Annotated in this window: 15 protein-coding genes; 7 read left to right on the top strand and 8 right to left on the bottom strand. The window is 58.7% G+C overall.

The annotated features are described in order from the left end of the window. Positions 1–2: 2 nt before the first annotated feature. From FGL86_RS13425 to gorA, 7 genes are all read right to left on the bottom strand, one after another. A complete protein-coding gene (locus FGL86_RS13425) occupies positions 3–833 on the bottom strand; it encodes an ATP-dependent zinc protease family protein (protein ID WP_147185024.1) in 831 nt (276 codons plus the stop codon). A gap of 195 nt (positions 834–1,028) precedes the next feature. Beyond that, positions 1,029–4,097, bottom strand: coding sequence for an efflux RND transporter permease subunit (locus FGL86_RS13420; protein WP_147185023.1), 3,069 nt, complete (start codon positions 4,095–4,097; stop codon positions 1,029–1,031). Next, positions 4,097–5,212 (bottom strand): efflux RND transporter periplasmic adaptor subunit, encoded by a 1,116-nt coding sequence (locus tag FGL86_RS13415; RefSeq protein ID WP_246131631.1) that lies wholly within the window; start codon positions 5,210–5,212, stop codon positions 4,097–4,099. Before FGL86_RS13415 ends, FGL86_RS13420 begins: the two co-directional genes overlap by 1 nt. A gap of 337 nt (positions 5,213–5,549) precedes the next feature. Next, positions 5,550–5,972 carry an ectoine synthase gene (locus FGL86_RS13410; RefSeq protein ID WP_147185021.1) on the bottom strand — a complete coding sequence of 141 codons (423 nt, stop codon included), beginning with the start codon at positions 5,970–5,972 and terminating at the stop codon, positions 5,550–5,552. Positions 5,973–6,063: 91 nt separating this feature from the next. Further along, positions 6,064–7,329, bottom strand: coding sequence for a diaminobutyrate--2-oxoglutarate transaminase (gene ectB / locus FGL86_RS13405; protein ID WP_147185020.1), 1,266 nt, complete (start codon positions 7,327–7,329; stop codon positions 6,064–6,066). A gap of 81 nt (positions 7,330–7,410) precedes the next feature. Next, positions 7,411–8,007 (bottom strand): diaminobutyrate acetyltransferase, encoded by a 597-nt coding sequence (ectA, locus tag FGL86_RS13400; protein WP_147185019.1) that lies wholly within the window; start codon positions 8,005–8,007, stop codon positions 7,411–7,413. Between the two features lie 280 nt (positions 8,008–8,287). Continuing rightward, the gene (gene gorA, locus FGL86_RS13395) at positions 8,288–9,649 is read right to left on the bottom strand and encodes a glutathione-disulfide reductase (protein WP_246131630.1); all 1,362 of its coding nucleotides are present in this window, start codon (positions 9,647–9,649) and stop codon (positions 8,288–8,290) included. 160 nt (positions 9,650–9,809) lie between these two features. Between gorA and can the strand changes: the two genes are divergently transcribed. The 7 genes from can to FGL86_RS13360 all read left to right on the top strand — a co-directional run bounded on the left by can (position 9,810) and on the right by FGL86_RS13360 (position 16,777). Further along, positions 9,810–10,460 (top strand): carbonate dehydratase, encoded by a 651-nt coding sequence (gene can, locus FGL86_RS13390; protein ID WP_147185017.1) that lies wholly within the window; start codon positions 9,810–9,812, stop codon positions 10,458–10,460. 140 nt (positions 10,461–10,600) lie between these two features. Beyond that, entirely contained in the window at positions 10,601–12,178 is a 1,578-nt protein-coding gene (locus FGL86_RS13385) for an ABC transporter substrate-binding protein (RefSeq protein WP_147185016.1), read from the top strand. A gap of 81 nt (positions 12,179–12,259) precedes the next feature. Continuing rightward, positions 12,260–13,306 carry an ABC transporter permease gene (locus tag FGL86_RS13380; RefSeq protein WP_147185015.1) on the top strand — a complete coding sequence of 349 codons (1,047 nt, stop codon included), beginning with the start codon at positions 12,260–12,262 and terminating at the stop codon, positions 13,304–13,306. Then, on the top strand, positions 13,303–14,247 hold the full coding sequence (locus FGL86_RS13375; protein WP_147185014.1) for an ABC transporter permease: 945 nt from the start codon (positions 13,303–13,305) through the stop codon (positions 14,245–14,247). The genes FGL86_RS13380 and FGL86_RS13375 overlap by 4 nt, the downstream gene beginning before the upstream one ends. Positions 14,248–14,256: 9 nt before the next feature. Next, on the top strand, positions 14,257–15,297 hold the full coding sequence (locus FGL86_RS13370; RefSeq protein ID WP_147185013.1) for an ABC transporter ATP-binding protein: 1,041 nt from the start codon (positions 14,257–14,259) through the stop codon (positions 15,295–15,297). Further along, positions 15,294–16,346, top strand: coding sequence for an ABC transporter ATP-binding protein (locus FGL86_RS13365; protein WP_147185012.1), 1,053 nt, complete (start codon positions 15,294–15,296; stop codon positions 16,344–16,346). Before FGL86_RS13370 ends, FGL86_RS13365 begins: the two co-directional genes overlap by 4 nt. Then, complete coding sequence (locus FGL86_RS13360) at positions 16,346–16,777, top strand: YqaA family protein (RefSeq protein WP_147185011.1); 432 nt, start codon at positions 16,346–16,348, stop codon at positions 16,775–16,777. Before FGL86_RS13365 ends, FGL86_RS13360 begins: the two co-directional genes overlap by 1 nt. A gap of 22 nt (positions 16,778–16,799) precedes the next feature. On the opposite strand, the gene msrA is transcribed toward FGL86_RS13360, so the two are convergent. Further along, complete coding sequence (msrA, locus tag FGL86_RS13355) at positions 16,800–17,414, bottom strand: peptide-methionine (S)-S-oxide reductase MsrA (protein WP_246131629.1); 615 nt, start codon at positions 17,412–17,414, stop codon at positions 16,800–16,802. Positions 17,415–17,432: the final 18 nt, after the last annotated feature.

The following is a 17,432-nucleotide window of genomic DNA, read 5'->3' as shown; positions in this document are numbered from 1 at the left end:
AACTAGTCGCTGTTCTTGCCATTGGCCACTTCATCCGCCTTGGCGACTTCCGACGGCTCGCCGCCGGGAAACTCCGGCCTTGGATGACGATATTTTTCCGCCACGTCGATAATGGCGATATCTCTCATGAAATTACGACCCAGCAGCACCGGATGGCTCAGATGCCGACGATCGTTGAGGGTGAATTCCACGTTCTGGCTGATGGAACCTAGGGTCATCGGCAGGCTGACGACCGGGCGGGATTCCTCGCCGGTGGATTGCAGAATACGCACACGACGCTCGATAGGCGCCTCGATGGATTTTTCTTGTACCTGTTCGATCGCTTCGTCTTCTTTTTCCAGCGCCAGCTTGAAACGCACCCAGTTTTCGCCGTCCCGCTCGAATTCGGTGATATCCGTCGCGGACAATGAAGAGGTTTCCGCCCCGGAATCGATGCGTGCCTGCAGGTAGGTACCAACGGTGGGCAAGCCAACCCATTCCGAGCTGCCTAGCAGCGTCTTGTTACGCAACTCCTCGGGAACATCCATATCGCGAACCGGTGCCTGGACCTTGGGCGTCTGATGAAGACGTGCAATCTCCGCACGCAGCCCTTTCATTCGAGCATCGATACGCTGTAGTTCTTCGCCCAGGCGATCCTGGCGGCGTTGCCAGGCAGTTTCTTCTGCCTGCTCATTTTCAAAGCGCTGGCTCAGGGTCTGTTCCAACTCGGCGAAACGTGCATCGAGCTGAGAAGACGTGGCAAGCGTCGCATCACGCTGCTGCGTTAGCGCGCCGCAGCCTCCCAGCAATGCCAGGCTGATGAAGGTGATGGGTAATAGACATCGAGTGAACATGAATCACATATTCCTTTGAGGCGTGCGGGGCGCAAGGCTCACCGATGATAAGCAGCCGGGGAGAGCGTGTCCATGCAGGTTTCGTTAACGCAGGATAATGCCGTCAGCCATTTGCCCTGGCAACGGCTTATGATGCATCTGTTTGTGAAATCTTGTTTCAAAAAAACAGCTTGCAACAAGATCTGTTCTTATTGGTTAGGTTTCGGTAACCGTCGCGCTTGCGGTGTCCTTCGAGCTGCTGTGATGATCCCGCGCCAGCAAGACATAAAACGCCGGCAGCACGAACAGCGTGAACAAGGTGCCGATACCCAGGCCGGTGGCGATGGTCAGACCGATGTCAAAGCGGCTGACCGCGCCGGCGCCGGTAGCGATCAACAGCGGTACCATGGCGACGATCAACGCTACTGAAGTCATGAAGATTGGTCGCAGGCGAATCGCCGCCGCCTCGATGACCGCGTCGTGCTTGTCGAGCTTGCGGTCCTTCTGCAGCAGATTGGCGAACTCGACGATCAGGATACCATTCTTGGCCACCACGCCGATCAATGTGATCAAGCCGACCTGAGTGTAGATATTCATCGTTGCGACGCCCAGGGTAATGAAGGCCATGGCGCCGGCCACGGACATAGGCACGGACACGAGAATAATCAGGGGGTCCCGCCAGCTTTCGAACTGCGCCGCCAGTACTAGATAGATTACTAGCAGAGACAGGAAGAAGGTCAGGATCAGCGCGCCACCTTGTTCCATCAGTTGACGGGAAACGCCTTTGTAATCGATGGAATAGGCGGGGGCTAGCGATTGTGCCGCGGTCTCGTTCAACCATCCCAGGGCGTCTCCCAAGGCGACGCCGGGCAATGGCACGCCTTCAAGGGTCACGGAATTGAGCTGCTGAAACTGCGTTCGCTTGGAAGGCTCGACGTGGTCTTCCAGGTTGATCAGGCTACCCAAGGAAACCTGATCACCGCTTGGCGTCTCGATGTAGTAATCGTCGATCATCGAGGCATCCAGGCGGAATTCCTGCTGTACCTGAGGAATCACCTTGTAGCTGCGGCCTTCCATGCTGAAGCGGTTGACGTAGCCTTCCCCCAGCAGCGTGGAAAGCGCCTGCCCAATGTCCTGCATGGTCAGGCCCAGGTCGGCGACCCGATCACGATCCACGTCGATATTCGTGGTAGGGCGATCGATCTCGATGGTTTTGCGCAGGAAAACAAAGTTGCCGCTCTGCATGGCCTTGCCCAGCAGCTCGCTTGCCACCGCGTCAAGCTCCTCGTAGCTATTGCCGGTGGTGATGACGAACTGTATCGGCAGACCACCACTGGAGCCAGGTAAGGAAGGGCGCGGGAAGGCAGCGGTCTGCAGGCCGGTAACGTCGGAAAGTGTTTCCTGGACATTGGGCATGACTTCCATCTGCGAGACATCTCGCTGGCTCCAGGGTTTCATCTTGAAACCGCCGAAGATCGTATCCGCACTGGTGCCGCCCAGGATCATGAAGGATTCATGATAACCGTCGACCTTTTCCAGGCCGTTCTGTATTTGAGTTGCGTTACGCTTGAGATAATCGAGAGTCGCGGTCTGGGGCGCGGTTCCTTGAAAGAAGATGATGCCCTGATCCTCCGTGGGGGCGAGTTCGTTCTGGCTGGTAATGAACATGAAGTAGATCGACAGCAGCACGATCACGGCGAATGCCACCGGTACCCAGACGGTCTGCAGCGTCAGGGTCAGCAGAGAGCGATAGCCGTCGGCGAGTTTCGTGAAGGTACTTTCGACGGCGTTTTCAAAACGCGACGACTTGCCGCTTTCCTTGAGCACCTTGCCGGAAAGCATCGGCGACAGAGTGAGAGCGATAATGCCGGAGATCAGTACCGCCCCGGCCAAGGTGAACGCGAATTCCGTGAACAACGAACCCACCAGGCCGCCCATGAAGCCGATGGGAGCATATACCGCGATCAACGTCGTGGTCATGGCGATGATGGGAATCGCCATTTCTCGGGCCCCATGGATCGCCGCCTCGTAGCGGGATTCCCCGCGCTCGATGTGCCGGTGAACGTTCTCCACCACGATGATGGCGTCGTCCACCACCAGGCCAATGGCCAGCACCATGGACAGCAGCGTCAGAAGATTGAGGGAGAATCCCAGCACCAGCATCACGAAGGCGCCGCCCACCAGGGAAAGCGGCACCGCCACCGCCGGCACCAGGGCGGCTCGGAAGGAGCCCAGCGTCAGAAAGATGACCACCAGCACGATCAGCAAGGCTTCAAGAAGCGTCTTGATCACCTCATTGATGGAATCCTCGATGAATTCCGAGGCGTCGTAGGGAACCACCGCCTTCAACTCTCCGGGTAGTTGAGCGCGGATCTCCGGCATGGTTTGCTGTACCGCCCGGGCAACGTCCAGCGGATTGGCGCCGGGGGCCTGCTCGATGGCCATGAAGGAGGCGGGGGTGCCGCTGTACCAGGCGGTGCTGTCATAACTTTCCGCGCCGAGTTTGGTGCGGGCGATATCGCGCAGACGAATCAGGTTGCCGCCGTCATTGCGCACCACGATTTCCTCGAACAGATCAGGATCGCTGATGTCCGTGCTGGAGGTCAGGTTGATGGCGACGAATTCGCTCTTGGTCTGACCCACACCCGCCTGATAGTTGTTACGTGCCAGTACATCGATGACCTGCTGAGGGGAAACCTTAAGCGACGCCATGCGTCGGGGATCGAGCCAGATGCGCATGGCATAACGCTGGCCGAACAGACGCGCCTTGGCCACCCCGGACAGCGCCTGCAGCTTGGGCTGCACCACCCGGGTCAGATAGTCGGTAATCTGCGGAACCGGCATGCTTTCGGTATAAAAGGCCAGGTACATCAGCGCGGTGGTGGAACCGGTAGAGGACTCGATGACCGGACTTTCCGCCGCTTCCGGCAGTACGCTGCGCTGGCTGGCCACCTTGGCCTGAATTTCCGCAAGCGCCGCGTTGGCATCGTAGTTGAGCTCCATGGTGACGGTGATCGTCGAGGCACCCTGGATGCTCGAGGATTCCATGTAATCGATGCCTTCCGCTTCCGCGATGGCCTGCTGAAGCGGCTGGGTGACAAAGCCCTGGATCAACTCGGAACTGGCGCCGGGGTAGGCGGTCGATACGGTGATCACCGTATTCTCCAACTCCGGGTACTGGCGAATCTCCATGTCCATGGCAGCTCGTAGCCCCATGAGTAGAATCAGCAGGCTGACTACCGTGGCCAGTACCGGGCGCTGAATGAAGATGTCGGTGAATTTCATCAGCCGGTTGCCTCTTCACCTTGAGCCCCTGACTCCTGGTTCTTCTCGCCCTGGGCGCTGTCCTGCTGAATTTCCACTCGCTGACCGTCTCTCAGCCTCAGTAGACCCGTGGCCACGACGCGATCACCTTGCTGCAAACCATCGGTGATCTCCACGATATTGCCGCGAGTGTTCCCGGTAGTGACGGAAACACGCTTGGCGATTTGTTCGCCGTTTTCATTTTCCGTGATCAGAAACACGAAATTGCCGTAGGTATTGAAGGAGAGGGCGGTGCGGGGCAGGGTTAGTACCTTCTTTTCTTCCGGCGCCAGGCTTCGCACGTCCGCGAACATGCCCGGGCGCAGCAGCTGCTCGTCGTTGGGTAGCTGAGCGCGTACATCCAAGGTACGGCTGCTTTGATTGATGGAAGGCGAGATCGCCATTACTTCGCCGGCAAATACCTGCTCCGGATAGGCAGCTACCGAGATTTCCACCTGACGGCCCGGCGCCAGCTCCGTCAGCAGACGCTCCGGCACGCTGTAATCCACGTAAATCGGTTCGAGCATATTGAGGTCGACGATGGGGGTACCCACGGCAATGTATTGGCCCAGATCCACCCGACGCAGACCCACAACACCGTCGAAAGGCGCGCGAATGGCCTTCTTGTTCAGCTGAGCGCGCAGTTCTTCGACCTCTGCCTGAGTCGCCTGCCGGTTGGAGCGCGCTTCATCATATTGAGAACGCGACACCGCGTTTTGCTTGATCAGGTTCGAGAAACGATTGAAGGTTTCCTGGGCCAGATCGGCGCGAGCCTGTGCTGCCGCCAGGGCAGCTCGATCGACGCTATCCTCGATTTGAATCAACAGATCGCCTTTTTTTACCTGGTCACCGGACTCGAAATCGATCTGACTCACCACGCCCGCCACCTCATTGGCGACTTCCACGCCGTTGATGGCGCGCAGCGAGCCCACCGCCTTGATTTCAGGCCGCCAGGTTGCGGCTTTCAACTGAGTGGCTTCAACCTTGATCGGCGGTTCCGGTTGCGACATCTGTTCCTGCATCTTCTGCATCTGCCAGAACTTCCAGCCAAAGATGGCGCCTAGCACCAGGGCCAGCAGAATTAGCATCACGACCATGCGTTTAGTGGTTTTCCAGGCGCCGAGCATTCAGAGGTATCCGTCGAGGTGTCACATGCAAACGAAAGGCAGTGAGGGGGTTGAGTCGTCACTAGATAAAGAGTTTCGCATCTTACCAAACGTTACATGCCGAGTTAAGGATTGCTGGATTAAAGATGTCAAAGACTAGGCGGAGCTGTGCTGAGACCGAGATCTCAGGCGCCATGCCTTATTTAACATAATATACATTATGCGAAGCTGGAGTCATGCTGATTGCATGACCTCAAACCAGGCACCAGAAAAAGCTCCGATAACATTGTTATCGGAGCCCGTTTCAATCCCTATATCGTCTGGTACGTTACAGCGGCTTCTTGTCATCAGCCTCGGCAACATCATCCGCCGGTGCATAGGAGCCGTCTTCTCGGTGGACTTCGTTACCGGTCAGTCCGGGCGTGAACACACAGGCCAGGTGCATGGTCTTGCTGGCACGCAGCAAGTGTTCGTCGTGCTGGTCGAGAATATAGATGTCGCCGGGCTTGATCGGCCAGATCTTGCCATCCGCCAGGGTTTCCACTTCGCCCTCACCCTCGATGCAGTAGACCGCTTCGAAGTGATGCTTGTAGTGGATATGGGTTTCAGTGCCTTCGAATATTCGCGTGATATGGAAGGAACAGTTGCCGCCGTCCTGGGCTAACGACAAGCGTGTACTGTCCCAATTGCCGTTTTCCGCCTTGACCAGGCGATCGGTCTTGCGGGCTTCTTCAAGGTTGCGAACGATCATATGTCTCTCCTTTTCTCGACCATGCTGACGCTGCTTGATGATGACGGCCCATTGTTCGGGCCGTCACGGTGACTACGCAAATACCCGCTGATCAACCAAACATATGCTTGACGCTATCTTCCAGGATATCCAGCCCACCCAGCAGGTCTTCATCGCTGATGGTCAAGGGGCACAGGCACTTCACGACCTGCCCGTCATGACCGCTGGTCTCGATGATCATGCCACGCTTGAAGGCTTCACCGGTGATCTTGTCCGCATTGTCGCCGGTGCCTACGTCCAGGCCTCGCATTAGCCCACGGCCACGCTCGCTGGACGGCACGCCTTTATTCGAGAGCCAGGTCGCCAGCTTCTGGAAACGCTCCTCGACGATACGGCCTTTACGCTGAACGTCCCGCTCGAGCGTGTCGTCGCTCCAGAACTGTTTCATGGCGGCGGCGGCGGTCACAAAAGCCAGGTTGAAACCACGGAAAGTGCCGTTGTATTGGCCAGGCTTCCATTTATCCAGGTCTGGACGCATCAGTACATGGGAAAGCGGTAGCCCGAAGCCGGACAAGGATTTGGAGTTGGTGACGATATCCGGCTTGATACCCGCATGCTCGAAGCTGAAGAACTTGCCGGTGCGCCCACAGCCCGCCTGAATGTCATCAACGATCAGCAGAATGTCATGGTCATGACAAATCTTTTCCAGCCGCTTGAGCCAGTCGAGGCCGGCGGGGTTGATGCCCCCTTCCCCTTGCACGGTCTCAATGATTACCGCAGCGGGTCGATCCAGACCGCTGGAATTGTCGCCCAGCAGCTTCTCGAAATAATCCAGGGTATCGACATCCTTGCCCATGTAGCCGTCGAAGGGCATGAAGGCTGCACCCTGCAAAGGGATACCGCCGGTCGCTTCACGGAACTTGCGGTTGCCGGTGGTGGCCAGCGCGCCCATGGTTACGCCATGAAAGCCGTTGGTAAAGGAAACGATGTTGTGCCGGCCGGTGGCGACTCGGGCCAGACGAATGGCGGCTTCCACCGCGTTGGTGCCGGTCGGCCCCGGCAGCTGGACCTTGTAGTCAAGCCCGCGCGGCTTGAGAATCACGTTTTCCAGCGTTTCCAGGTAGTCGCGCTTGGCCGCCGTCCACATATCCAGACTGTGGACGATATTATCACCGGCCAGATAGTCGACCAGCGCCTGCTTTATCTTGGGGTGGTTGTGGCCATAGTTGAGCGTACCCGCACCAGCGAGAAAATCGATGTACTGAGTTCCGTCTTCGGCGGTAAGGCGCGCTCCCTTGGCTTCGGTGAAGACAATAGGAAAAGAACGTGAATACGTCCGTACGTTGGATTCCATCTGCTCGAGAATCTGGGTCTGCATTGACGACCTCCTGTTTGAAAAACAATTGAGAATAACAGCGAAGCTCTAGCGACTTTGGAAAGAATCGAATGAGGATTGGCGTTAGATTCGCTGGGGATCAAAAGGACCGATACGCACGAGATTTTCCGGATCGTGTTCACCGCCCAGCTGATTGGTCGAGAAATATTCTCGACTGTTGAGCGGTGCCTGCCAGCGTTTCGCCAGCCGCGTGAACAACCCCCAGGAAGCCTGATTATCCGGCGTGATGGTGGTTTCGAGATGGCGTACGGCGGAAAGTTCCGGGCGCGTCAGGATGGCTTCCACCAGACGCCGGGCGAGCCCGGTACCCCGAGCCTTTTCACCGACGGCGACCTGCCACAGAAAATACGTATCCGGGGCATTGCTCTCCACGTAGCCGGAAACGAAACCCACGATCTCTCCTTCCTCGTTGGTAGCCACCGCACAGCTGTCGCGAAATTGGGTCGCCAGCAACAAGTAGGCATATCCGGAATTTACATCCAGCGGCGGACACGCCTTGATGAGCTCGTAAATACCCCAACCGTCATCGGAATTCGGCTTTCTGATCAGCAGCGGTGTCTGCTCGTGAGGCACCATAGCATCCGCCACGCTTGGGCGTGCCAACTCAGCGGAAGGTATGAAAGGCGGTTGCTGTGACAATGGTGGAGATGTCGTATTCATGGATATCAGGTTTCGCTGTAGCGAATTTGTTATCAACAATAACAAAATCTTATATTCATATCAAAATAATTTGACTGTTTGTACTATTGCCATAATTTTAAATTATACGAGCGTTTCCAGCATTTCCATCACTAGGCCATCGTGTCACCTAGTCGAGTATAGTAAAGCGTCAAAACTTTCCGCCATGCCAATTTCCACAGTCATCGGGCCATAAAAAAAAGCCATCCGCAGATGGCTTGATACTGGCACTAATGATACTTCTGATATTTCGGCAATTACATCAGTGGCGGGTGACGTTTCGCATGGTGACGAACTCTTCCGCCCCGGTGGGATGAATACCGATGGTGGCATCGAAGTCCGCCTTGGTCAGCCCGGCCCGTATCGCGATGGCAATTCCCTGCATCAGTTCCCCCGCGTCGTCACCGACCATATGCGCCCCAATTACCCGGTCGCTGGCATCGTCGACGATCAGTTTCATCAGGCAGCGCTCGTCGCTACCGGACAGGGTGTGCTTCATGGGACGAAAATCCGTGCGATAGACGCGAATATTATCAAAGTGTAGCCGGGCATCTTCTTCGGAATAGCCCACAGTGCCGATATTGGGATGGCAGAATACCGCAGTGGCTACCTTGTCGTAGGCCACCGGATCGGGTGTGGTCTCGCCGAAATGGTGCTCGACCATCACCATCGCTTCCGCCAGGGCCACCGGAGTCAGTTCCGGCCCGTCGATGATATCCCCCAAGGCCAGAATCGAAGGCACCGAGGTTTCGAAACGCTCGTTGACCTTCAGAGTGCCATCGAGATTGAACGCTACCCCAAGCTCCTCCAGACCCAGGCCCGCCAGGTTGGGCTTGCGGCCGGTGGCGGTCAGCACCGCGTCGACTTCCAGGCTCTCGCCGTTGGTCAACGTCACCAGCAGGCCGCCTTCGACTTTCTCGATGGACTCGATATTGGCCTCGAAGTGCAAATTGAGGCCCTTCTTGATCATTTCGTCTCGGGTGAATTCCCGCACTTCGCGATCGAAGCCGCGCAGAAACAGCTCGCCCCGATAGATCAGGTGGGATTCACAGCCCAGGCCGTTGAAGATACTGGCGAATTCCACGGCGATATAGCCGCCTCCCAGCACCAGAAAACGCTTGGGAAACCGCTCCAGGTCGAAGACCTCGTTGGAGTTGACCGTATGTTCGTTGCCGGGAAAATCCGGCTTCCAGGGCCAGCCGCCGGTGGCGATCAGGATCTTGTCAGCGCTGACGGTCTTGCCTGCCACTTCCACCCGATGCGCGTCGATGACTCTTGCCCGAGCATTGAACAGCGCCACGTTGGCGCCTTCGAGTAGACGTCCGTAGATACCGTTGAGACGCTTGATCTCGGCAATCTTGTTGTCCCGCAGGGTGGCCCAGTCGAAAATCGGCGCTTGCGGCAGCGTCCAGCCGAAACCGGCGCTGTCCTCGAAGGCGTCGTGAAAGTGAGCAGCATAGGAATAAAGCTTCTTGGGAACGCAGCCTACGTTGACGCAGGTTCCTCCCAGATAACGATCCTCCGCCACGGCGACCCTGGCTCCCTTGGCCGCCGCGGTGCGTGCCGCTCGCACGCCACCGGAGCCGGCCCCAATAACGAAAAGGTCGTAATCATAGTCGGACACAATCTTCTCCTGTAAAAAAGCAATTCGCCTTGAGCGATGGGAATATAATGCACGGATGATACCAGCCGAGACGAATGGCCGGGGGATTTCCGTCATTGACGCTTTCTATCCCAAACGATAAAAACCGCTATCGCGAATTCGATCATTCAAGGAGTACATCGTGGATCAGGAAATACGTAACCTGCTGGAACGCAATCGACAATGGGCGGAAAGCGTTCGCGAAAAGGATCCGGACTTCTTTGCCCGGCTCTCCCAGCAGCAGAGCCCGGAATATCTTTGGATCGGCTGCTCCGACTCCCGGGTGCCGGCGAATCAGATCATCGACTTGCCACCGGGTGAGGTCTTCGTGCATCGCAACGTGGCCAACCTGCTCTATCACACGGACATGAACGCCATGTCCGTGGTGCAGTTCGCCGTGGACGTGCTCAAGGTCAAGCATATCCTGATCGTCGGCCATTACGGCTGTGGCGGCGTGCGTGCGGCAATCACCGGCGGCGAGTTCGGCGTGGTGGATTACTGGCTGCACTCGCTGCGCGCACTCAATAGCAGACATCGCGAAACGCTCAAGGATCTGCCTCTGTCGGAGCAGGTCGATCGCATGTGCGAAATCAACGTCAAGGCGCAGGTCGCCAACCTGAGCCGCACCAAGATCATTCAACGTGCCTGGCGACGCGATCAGCCCCTGGCGATTCACGGCTGGGTGTACGGCCTATGCGATGGTCATGCCACGGACCTCGACTGTAGCGTCTACGGGTTGGATCAGGTGGACCAGCTGTATCGCATGGATTATCTGACGCCGGCCAGTGATTGAATTGCCGCTATGCTCGAGTGAGGAATTCACTTTGATTCAAACGCTTGTATAAGGTAGAAATCAAGGTGACGAAAACGAAGCGTCGCTTCCCGGGCGCCTCGTCAACAATCAACAACATTCATCAGTACGGGGAAAACGATATGCTTCTGCGTAAAACTCTTCTCGCCACCGTTATCGGCGCCACTATCGGTGGAGCCGCCCTACTACCAACAGCAACGTTCGCCGCGGATACCACCCTTCGCATGGCCTACGATGCGGACCCGGTCTCGCTGGACATTCACGAACAGCTCTCCGGGGCGATTCTTCAGCTGTCGCACCTGCTCTTCGACCCCTTGGTGCGCTGGAACAACGATTTCGAGTTCGAGCCGCGCCTGGCGACGGACTGGGAGCAGGTGGACGACACCACCATGCGCATGACCCTGCGAGACGGGGTGAAATTCCATAGCGGCAACGACTTCACCGCGCAGGACGTGGTGTGGACCGTGGAGCGGCTCAAGCGCAGCTCGGACTTCAAGGCGATCTTCGTTCCTATCGCAAGCGTCACCGCGGTGGACGATCACACCGTGGAGTTCAAGACCAGGAATCCCTATCCGCTGCTGCTCAATCTCGCGACCTATATCTTCCCCATGGATAGCGAGTTCTACAGCGGCACCACCGACAACGGCAAGGAAAAGGGCGAGATCGCCAAGAGCGGCAACACCTTCGCCTCCCGCAACGTCTCAGGTACCGGTCCTTTCGAGGTGGTCGAACGTCAGCAGGGAGTCAAGCTGGTGATGGAACGCTTCGACGACTACTGGGACAAGGATTCCCCGGGTAACGTCGATGAAATCGTGCTGACTCCGATCAGCGAAAACGCTACCCGGGTCGCCGCCCTGCTCTCCGGCGACGTGGATTTCATCGCCCCGGTGCCGCCCAACGATCTCGAGCGTATCCGCAATGACGACAACGTCGAGCTGATCACCATGTCCGGCACTCGGATCATTCTCCTGCAGATGAACGAAGATCGGGTGGAAGCCTTCCAGGATCCCAGGGTGCGCCAGGCCTTCGCCTACGCCATCAACCAAGAAGGCATCGCCGACCGGCTGATGAAGGGATTCGCCACGCCTGCCGCGCAACTCTCGCCGGAAGGGTACGCCGGCCATAATCCGGAGCTCAAACCGCGCTACGACGTGGAAAAGGCCAAGCAGTTGATGAAGGAGGCGGGTTACGAGGACGGCTTCAATGTCACCCTGATCGCCCCCAACAACCGCTACGTCAACGACGCGAAGATCGCCCAGGCGGTGGCGGCGATGCTGGCGCGGATCAAGGTCAAGGTCGATCTCAAGACCATGCCCAAGGCCCAGTACTGGACCGAGTACGACAAGCGCGACGCGGACATGATGATGATCGGCTGGCATTCGGATACGGAGGATTCCGCCAATTTCTATCAGTATCTGACCGAGTGCCCGAACGCGGACACCGGCGCCGGCCAGTACAACGCCGGCAACTACTGCAACCCGGAAATCGACGAACAGATCGCCGCCGCCAACCTTGAGCTCGACGAGGACAAGCGCGCCAAGATGCTGCAGGCGGTGGAAAAGTCACTCTACGAAGACGCCGCCTTCATTCCCTTGCACTGGCAGGACCTGGCCTGGGCCGCGGCCAAGGACGTGAAGATCGAACCGGTGCTCAACGTGATGAACTTCCCCTATCTTGGGGACTTGGTGATCGAGCAGTGAGCTTGCGTCATTGAGCCTTGATCCGATCCGGGCAACATCAGCCCGGATCAACGTTTATCGCCTACGTTCGAGAGAATTCTCATGATTGCCTTTCTGATCAAGCGGCTGTTTCATGCCCTGCTGGTGATGTTCGTGATCAGCCTGATCAGCTTCGCCATTCAGGAAAACCTGGGCGATCCCATCCAGCAGATGGTCGGCCAGTCGGTGCCGGAAAGCGAGCGGGAGGCGCTGCGAGAAGAACTGGGCCTCAACGATCCATTCTTCGTCCAGTACCTGCGTTTCGCCAGGAACGCCCTGCAGTTCGATTTCGGCTACTCCTATGTCTTCCATGAACCCACTACCGAGGTCATTCTGCGGCATCTGCCGGCGACCCTGGAACTGGTAGCGGCCACCACCCTGCTGATCGTGCTGTTTTCCGTGCCGATCGGCGTCTACAGCGCCATCAAGCCCCGGGCCTGGCTGTCGCGCTTCTTCATGAGCGTGTCGATCATCGGCATCTCGATTCCGGTGTTTCTCACCGCCATTGTCTTGATCCAGATCTTTGCCATCGGCGTGACCTTCACGCCCTTTCCCCAGGGCGTCGCCTGGGGCGCCTGGCTCAACGGGCTGCTGTCCACGGAGGGCGGCATGCCCGCCTACGGGCGCGGTCCCGTGGAGCACGTCTTCGGCACCTGGTACACCAACTTCGCCTCCTTTGACGCCTTGACCTATCTGGTGCTGCCGGCCTTTTCCCTGGCCTCGATCATGTTGCCGCTGTTCATTCGCCTGATTCGCGCGGAGATGCTCGAGGTGCTGCAGTCTGACTACATTCGCTTCGCTCGGGCCAAGGGTATCGCTCCCAGACGTATCTATTTCCTGCACGCCCTGAAGAACACCATGCTGCCGGTGATCACCGTGGGCGGCGTACAGATCGGTACCCTGGTGGCCTATACCATCCTCACGGAAACGGTGTTTCAGTGGCCGGGCATGGGATTGATGTTCCTGGATGCCATCGAGCGCTCGGACATTCCCTTGATCGTCACCTACCTGATGATCGTGGGACTTATCTTCGTGATCACCAACACCCTGGTGGACCTGATCTACGGCCTGATCAATCCCACCGTCAAGCTGACAGGACAACCCGCATGACGATCCCGACGACCGCAGCGCCGCCCAGCCGCTGGGTGCGTTTTCGCGACTCCTATCTGCTGCACAGCTTCAGGCGCGATCTGATCGCTCAAATCAGCCTGCTGATCTTCATTGTCATGGTGGCGGCGGCGGTGCTGGCGCCCTGGATATCGCCCACGGACCCTTACGACCTGGCCCAGATCGATATCCTGAGCTCGGAGCTGCCGCCCTTCTGGATCGACGGCAGCGATCCGTATTACCTGCTGGGCACCGACGCCCAGGGGCGGGATCTGCTTTCCACCATTCTCTACGGCACTCGGGTCTCGTTGATCATCGGCTTCGGCGCGGTGTTCCTGCAGGCCCTGCTCGGGGTTTGTTTCGGACTGATGGCCGGCTACCTGGGCGGTCGCGTGGACGCCTTTTTGATGCGCCTGGCGGATATCCAGCTGTCATTTTCCACTCTGATGGTGGCAATCATCGTCGGCGCCCTGGTCAAGGCGATCTTCGGCGGCGCCACTTTCAGCGATTACGCGGTGCCCCTGCTGGTGGTCATCATCGGTCTGGCGGAGTGGCCCCAGTACGCACGTACCGTGCGCGCTTCCGTACTGGCGGAGAAGAGCAAGGAATACGTGGACGCGGCTCGGATCATGGGACTCAAGAGCCGACGCATCATGTTCCGGCATATCCTGCCCAACACCCTGTCGCCGATCTTTGTCATCTCCACGGTGCAGATCGCCAACGCCATCATCTCCGAGGCGGCGCTTTCCTTCCTGGGGCTCGGCATGCCGGAAACCCAGCCGTCCCTGGGCTCGCTGATCAAGTCCGGCTTCGACTACATCCAGTCCGGCTCCTGGTGGATCACGCTGCTGCCCGGGGCGGTGCTGGTGGTGCTGGTGCTGGTCATCAACCTGCTGGGCGACTGGTTGCGGGACGTGCTGAATCCGCGGCTTTACAAGAATTAAGGAGCTTCCATGGCATTACTCGAAGTCAAGGAACTCGACGTCCGTTTCGCCCTGCGTCACGGCGATCTGCGCGCCCTGCGGGACCTGAGCTTCAGCCTGGATCGCGGCGAGCGCCTGGGCATCGTCGGTGAATCCGGCGCCGGAAAGTCCGTGGCGGCCTTTACCCTGCTCAACCTGATTTCCCTGCCCGGCTATATCGCCGGCGGCAGCATCCGGTTCGACGGCCAGGAACTGGTCGGCCTCTCGGATCGCCGGCTGCGACGCATTCGCGGCAAGCGCATGTCGATGATCTTTCAGGATCCGATGATGACCCTCAACCCGGTGCTCAGCATCGGCGAACAGATGGTCGAGTGTCTCAAGGCGCATCGACGTATTTCCTCTCGAGAGGCCAAGCGCATCGCCTTGGACAAGCTTTCCCAGGTACAGATTCCTTCCCCGGAGAAGCGTCTGGATCAGTACCCTCACGAGCTTTCCGGGGGCATGCGTCAGCGGGTGATCATCGCCATCGCCCTGCTGCTGGACCCGGATATCATCATCGCCGACGAGCCCACCACCGCGCTGGATGTCACCATCCAAGCGGAGATCATGGCGCTGCTGCTGGAGCTGTGCGAGCACAATAACGTCGGCCTGATCCTGATCACTCACGATCTCGGGGTGGTCAACCAGGTGACCCAGCGCATGCTGGTGATGTACGCGGGACGCATTATCGAGCAGGGACCGACGCGGGACATCATCGATACGCCCCAGCATCCCTACACCCGAGGGCTGATCGATGCCCTGCCCCAGATGGCCACCCCCGGCGCGCGGCTCAACCAGATTCCCGGCAGCATGCCATCCCTCAACAACCTGCCCAGCGGCTGCGCCTTCCATCCCCGCTGCGGCTTCGTCAACGATGAAAGCGGTCGCCCGCGTCCCGCCTGCCTGAATCAGGTGCCGGGGTTCGTCAACGTCGGTGATATTCAGACCGCCTGCCACTGGGTAGCGGAAAAGCAAGGCAAGCCGATGCAGACTCGCACCGGCGAGAAGAGCCAGTCGGAGACAAGCCCATGAGCGCAAATGCCCAATCCCTGGCTGCCGATACCGCCACGTCGCCCGCGCTGCTGGAGATTCGCGATCTCTACAAGCGTTTCTCGCTTTCCGGTGACTTTCTGGAACAGCTGCATTTCAAGGGCGGCAAGCTGATGCGCCATCAGGAATTCGTCCATGCCATCAACGGGGTCAGCCTGAACATCCGGCAGGGCGAAGCGCTATGCGTGGTGGGGGAGTCCGGCTGCGGCAAGTCCACCGTGGCGCGCACGGTGATGGGCTTGATTTCCCCGACCCAAGGGGAGATTCACTATGCGGGAAAGCGCATCGACAACCTTTCCAGTCGTCAGCTGCTGCCCTATCGGCGGCGCATGCAGATGATCTTTCAGAATCCCTACGCCTCCCTCAACCCGCGCATGACTATCCAGCAGACTCTGGAGGAACCGCTGAAACTGCATCATCCGGACTGGAGCAAAACGCGGATTCGCGGCAAGGTGACCGAAGTGATGCATTCCGTGGGCATCGATCCGGACTGGGGCACGCGCTTCGGCCACGAGTTCTCCGGCGGCCAGCGTCAGCGTATCGCCATCGCCCGGGCCCTGGCGGTGGACCCGGAATTCATCGTCGCTGACGAGCCGATCTCCGCCCTGGACGTGTCCATTCAGGCCCAGGTGCTCAACCTGCTGATGGAAGCCCAGCAGGAGCGCCACCTGACCTATCTGTTCATCACTCACGACCTGGCGGTGGTGGAGCATTTCGGTACCCGGGTGGTAGTGATGTACCTGGGAACGGTATGTGAGGTGGCGCCGACCAAACAGCTGTTCGACAGCCCCCGCCATCCTTACACCCAGGCGCTCTTGTCCGCCATACCGCGACTCGAGGATAAGCGACCGCAGCATATTCGCCTGAAAGGTGAGGTGCCTACGCCGGTAAAACTTCCCTCCGGCTGCGTGTTCCACGGACGCTGCCCTTATGCCAATGCGCGCTGTCGCGAGGAAATCCCCAAGCTGCTGGAGACGCAGGACGGCACTCTGGTGGCCTGTCACGGTGTCGAGGAAGGCCGCATCGAGTGATGGGGGAAGCGACGGGCTACCTGGGTCTGTTCACTTCCTCCTTTCTGGCGGCGACACTGCTGCCCTTCTATTCGGAAGTACTGCTGGCAGGGTTGGTCAAGGCTGGTTTCGATACGCTCGCTCTGCTACTGGTGGCTACCGCCGGCAATACGCTTGGCGCGGCGGCGAACTGGGTGCTGGGCCGCTACTGCGAACACTACAAGGATCGACGCTGGTTTCCCTTCAAGGAAAAATCCCTGGGTCACGCCCAGCGCTGGTTCAATCGCTTCGGCGTCTGGTCACTGCTGCTGGCCTGGTTGCCCATCGGCGGCGACGCCCTGACTTTCGTCGCCGGCCTGATGCGAGTGCCCTTCCTGCTCTTCTTCCTGCTGACGGGTATCGGCAAGGCGGCGCGCTACGCGGTGGTGATCCTGGCCATGCAGCCGTTTTAGACCAGATTCGGGTGCAGACTTCTTACGCAGAAATTGGACAGGCCACGCCAGTTCCCTTCAAGCCGCAATAGCCGCCGGGGTTCTTGTCCAGATACTGCTGGTGATATTCCTCGGCGAAGTAGAACGCCTCCAGCGGGCGGATCTCCGTAGTGATCTCCTTCTTGCCAGCGCTGCTCAGGGCCTGCTGATACTGGGCCTTGCTGCGTTCGGCAGTCTGCTGCTGGGCGTCGCTCGTGGTATAGATCGCCGAACGATACTGGGTGCCGACGTCGTTGCCCTGGCGCATGCCCTGAGTCGGATCGTGAGCTTCCCAGAAGTGCTGCAGCAGCTCGTCAAGGGAGATCTGCCGCGGATCGAATACCACCCGCACGACCTCCGCGTGGCCGGTGCGCCCGCTGCAGGTTTCTTCATAGCTCGGATTCGGCGTGAATCCACCGGCGTAGCCCACCGCGGTCACGTATACCCCGGGCAGTTGCCAGAACAGACGCTCCGCGCCCCAGAAGCAGCCCAGACCCAGCACGATTTCCTCGAAGCCTTCGGGAATAGGGCCGCGCATGTCGTTGCCGTTGATCCGATGCACGCCGCTGATCTCCATTGCTTTCTCACGTCCGGACAAGGCGTTTTGCGAATCGACCATGGGCTTTTCAAAAGGCCA

This window comes from Pistricoccus aurantiacus (assembly GCF_007954585.1).
In the GTDB taxonomy this organism is placed as follows: domain Bacteria; phylum Pseudomonadota; class Gammaproteobacteria; order Pseudomonadales; family Halomonadaceae; genus Pistricoccus; species Pistricoccus aurantiacus.
This window is presented reverse-complemented; position numbering and strand designations above follow the sequence as displayed.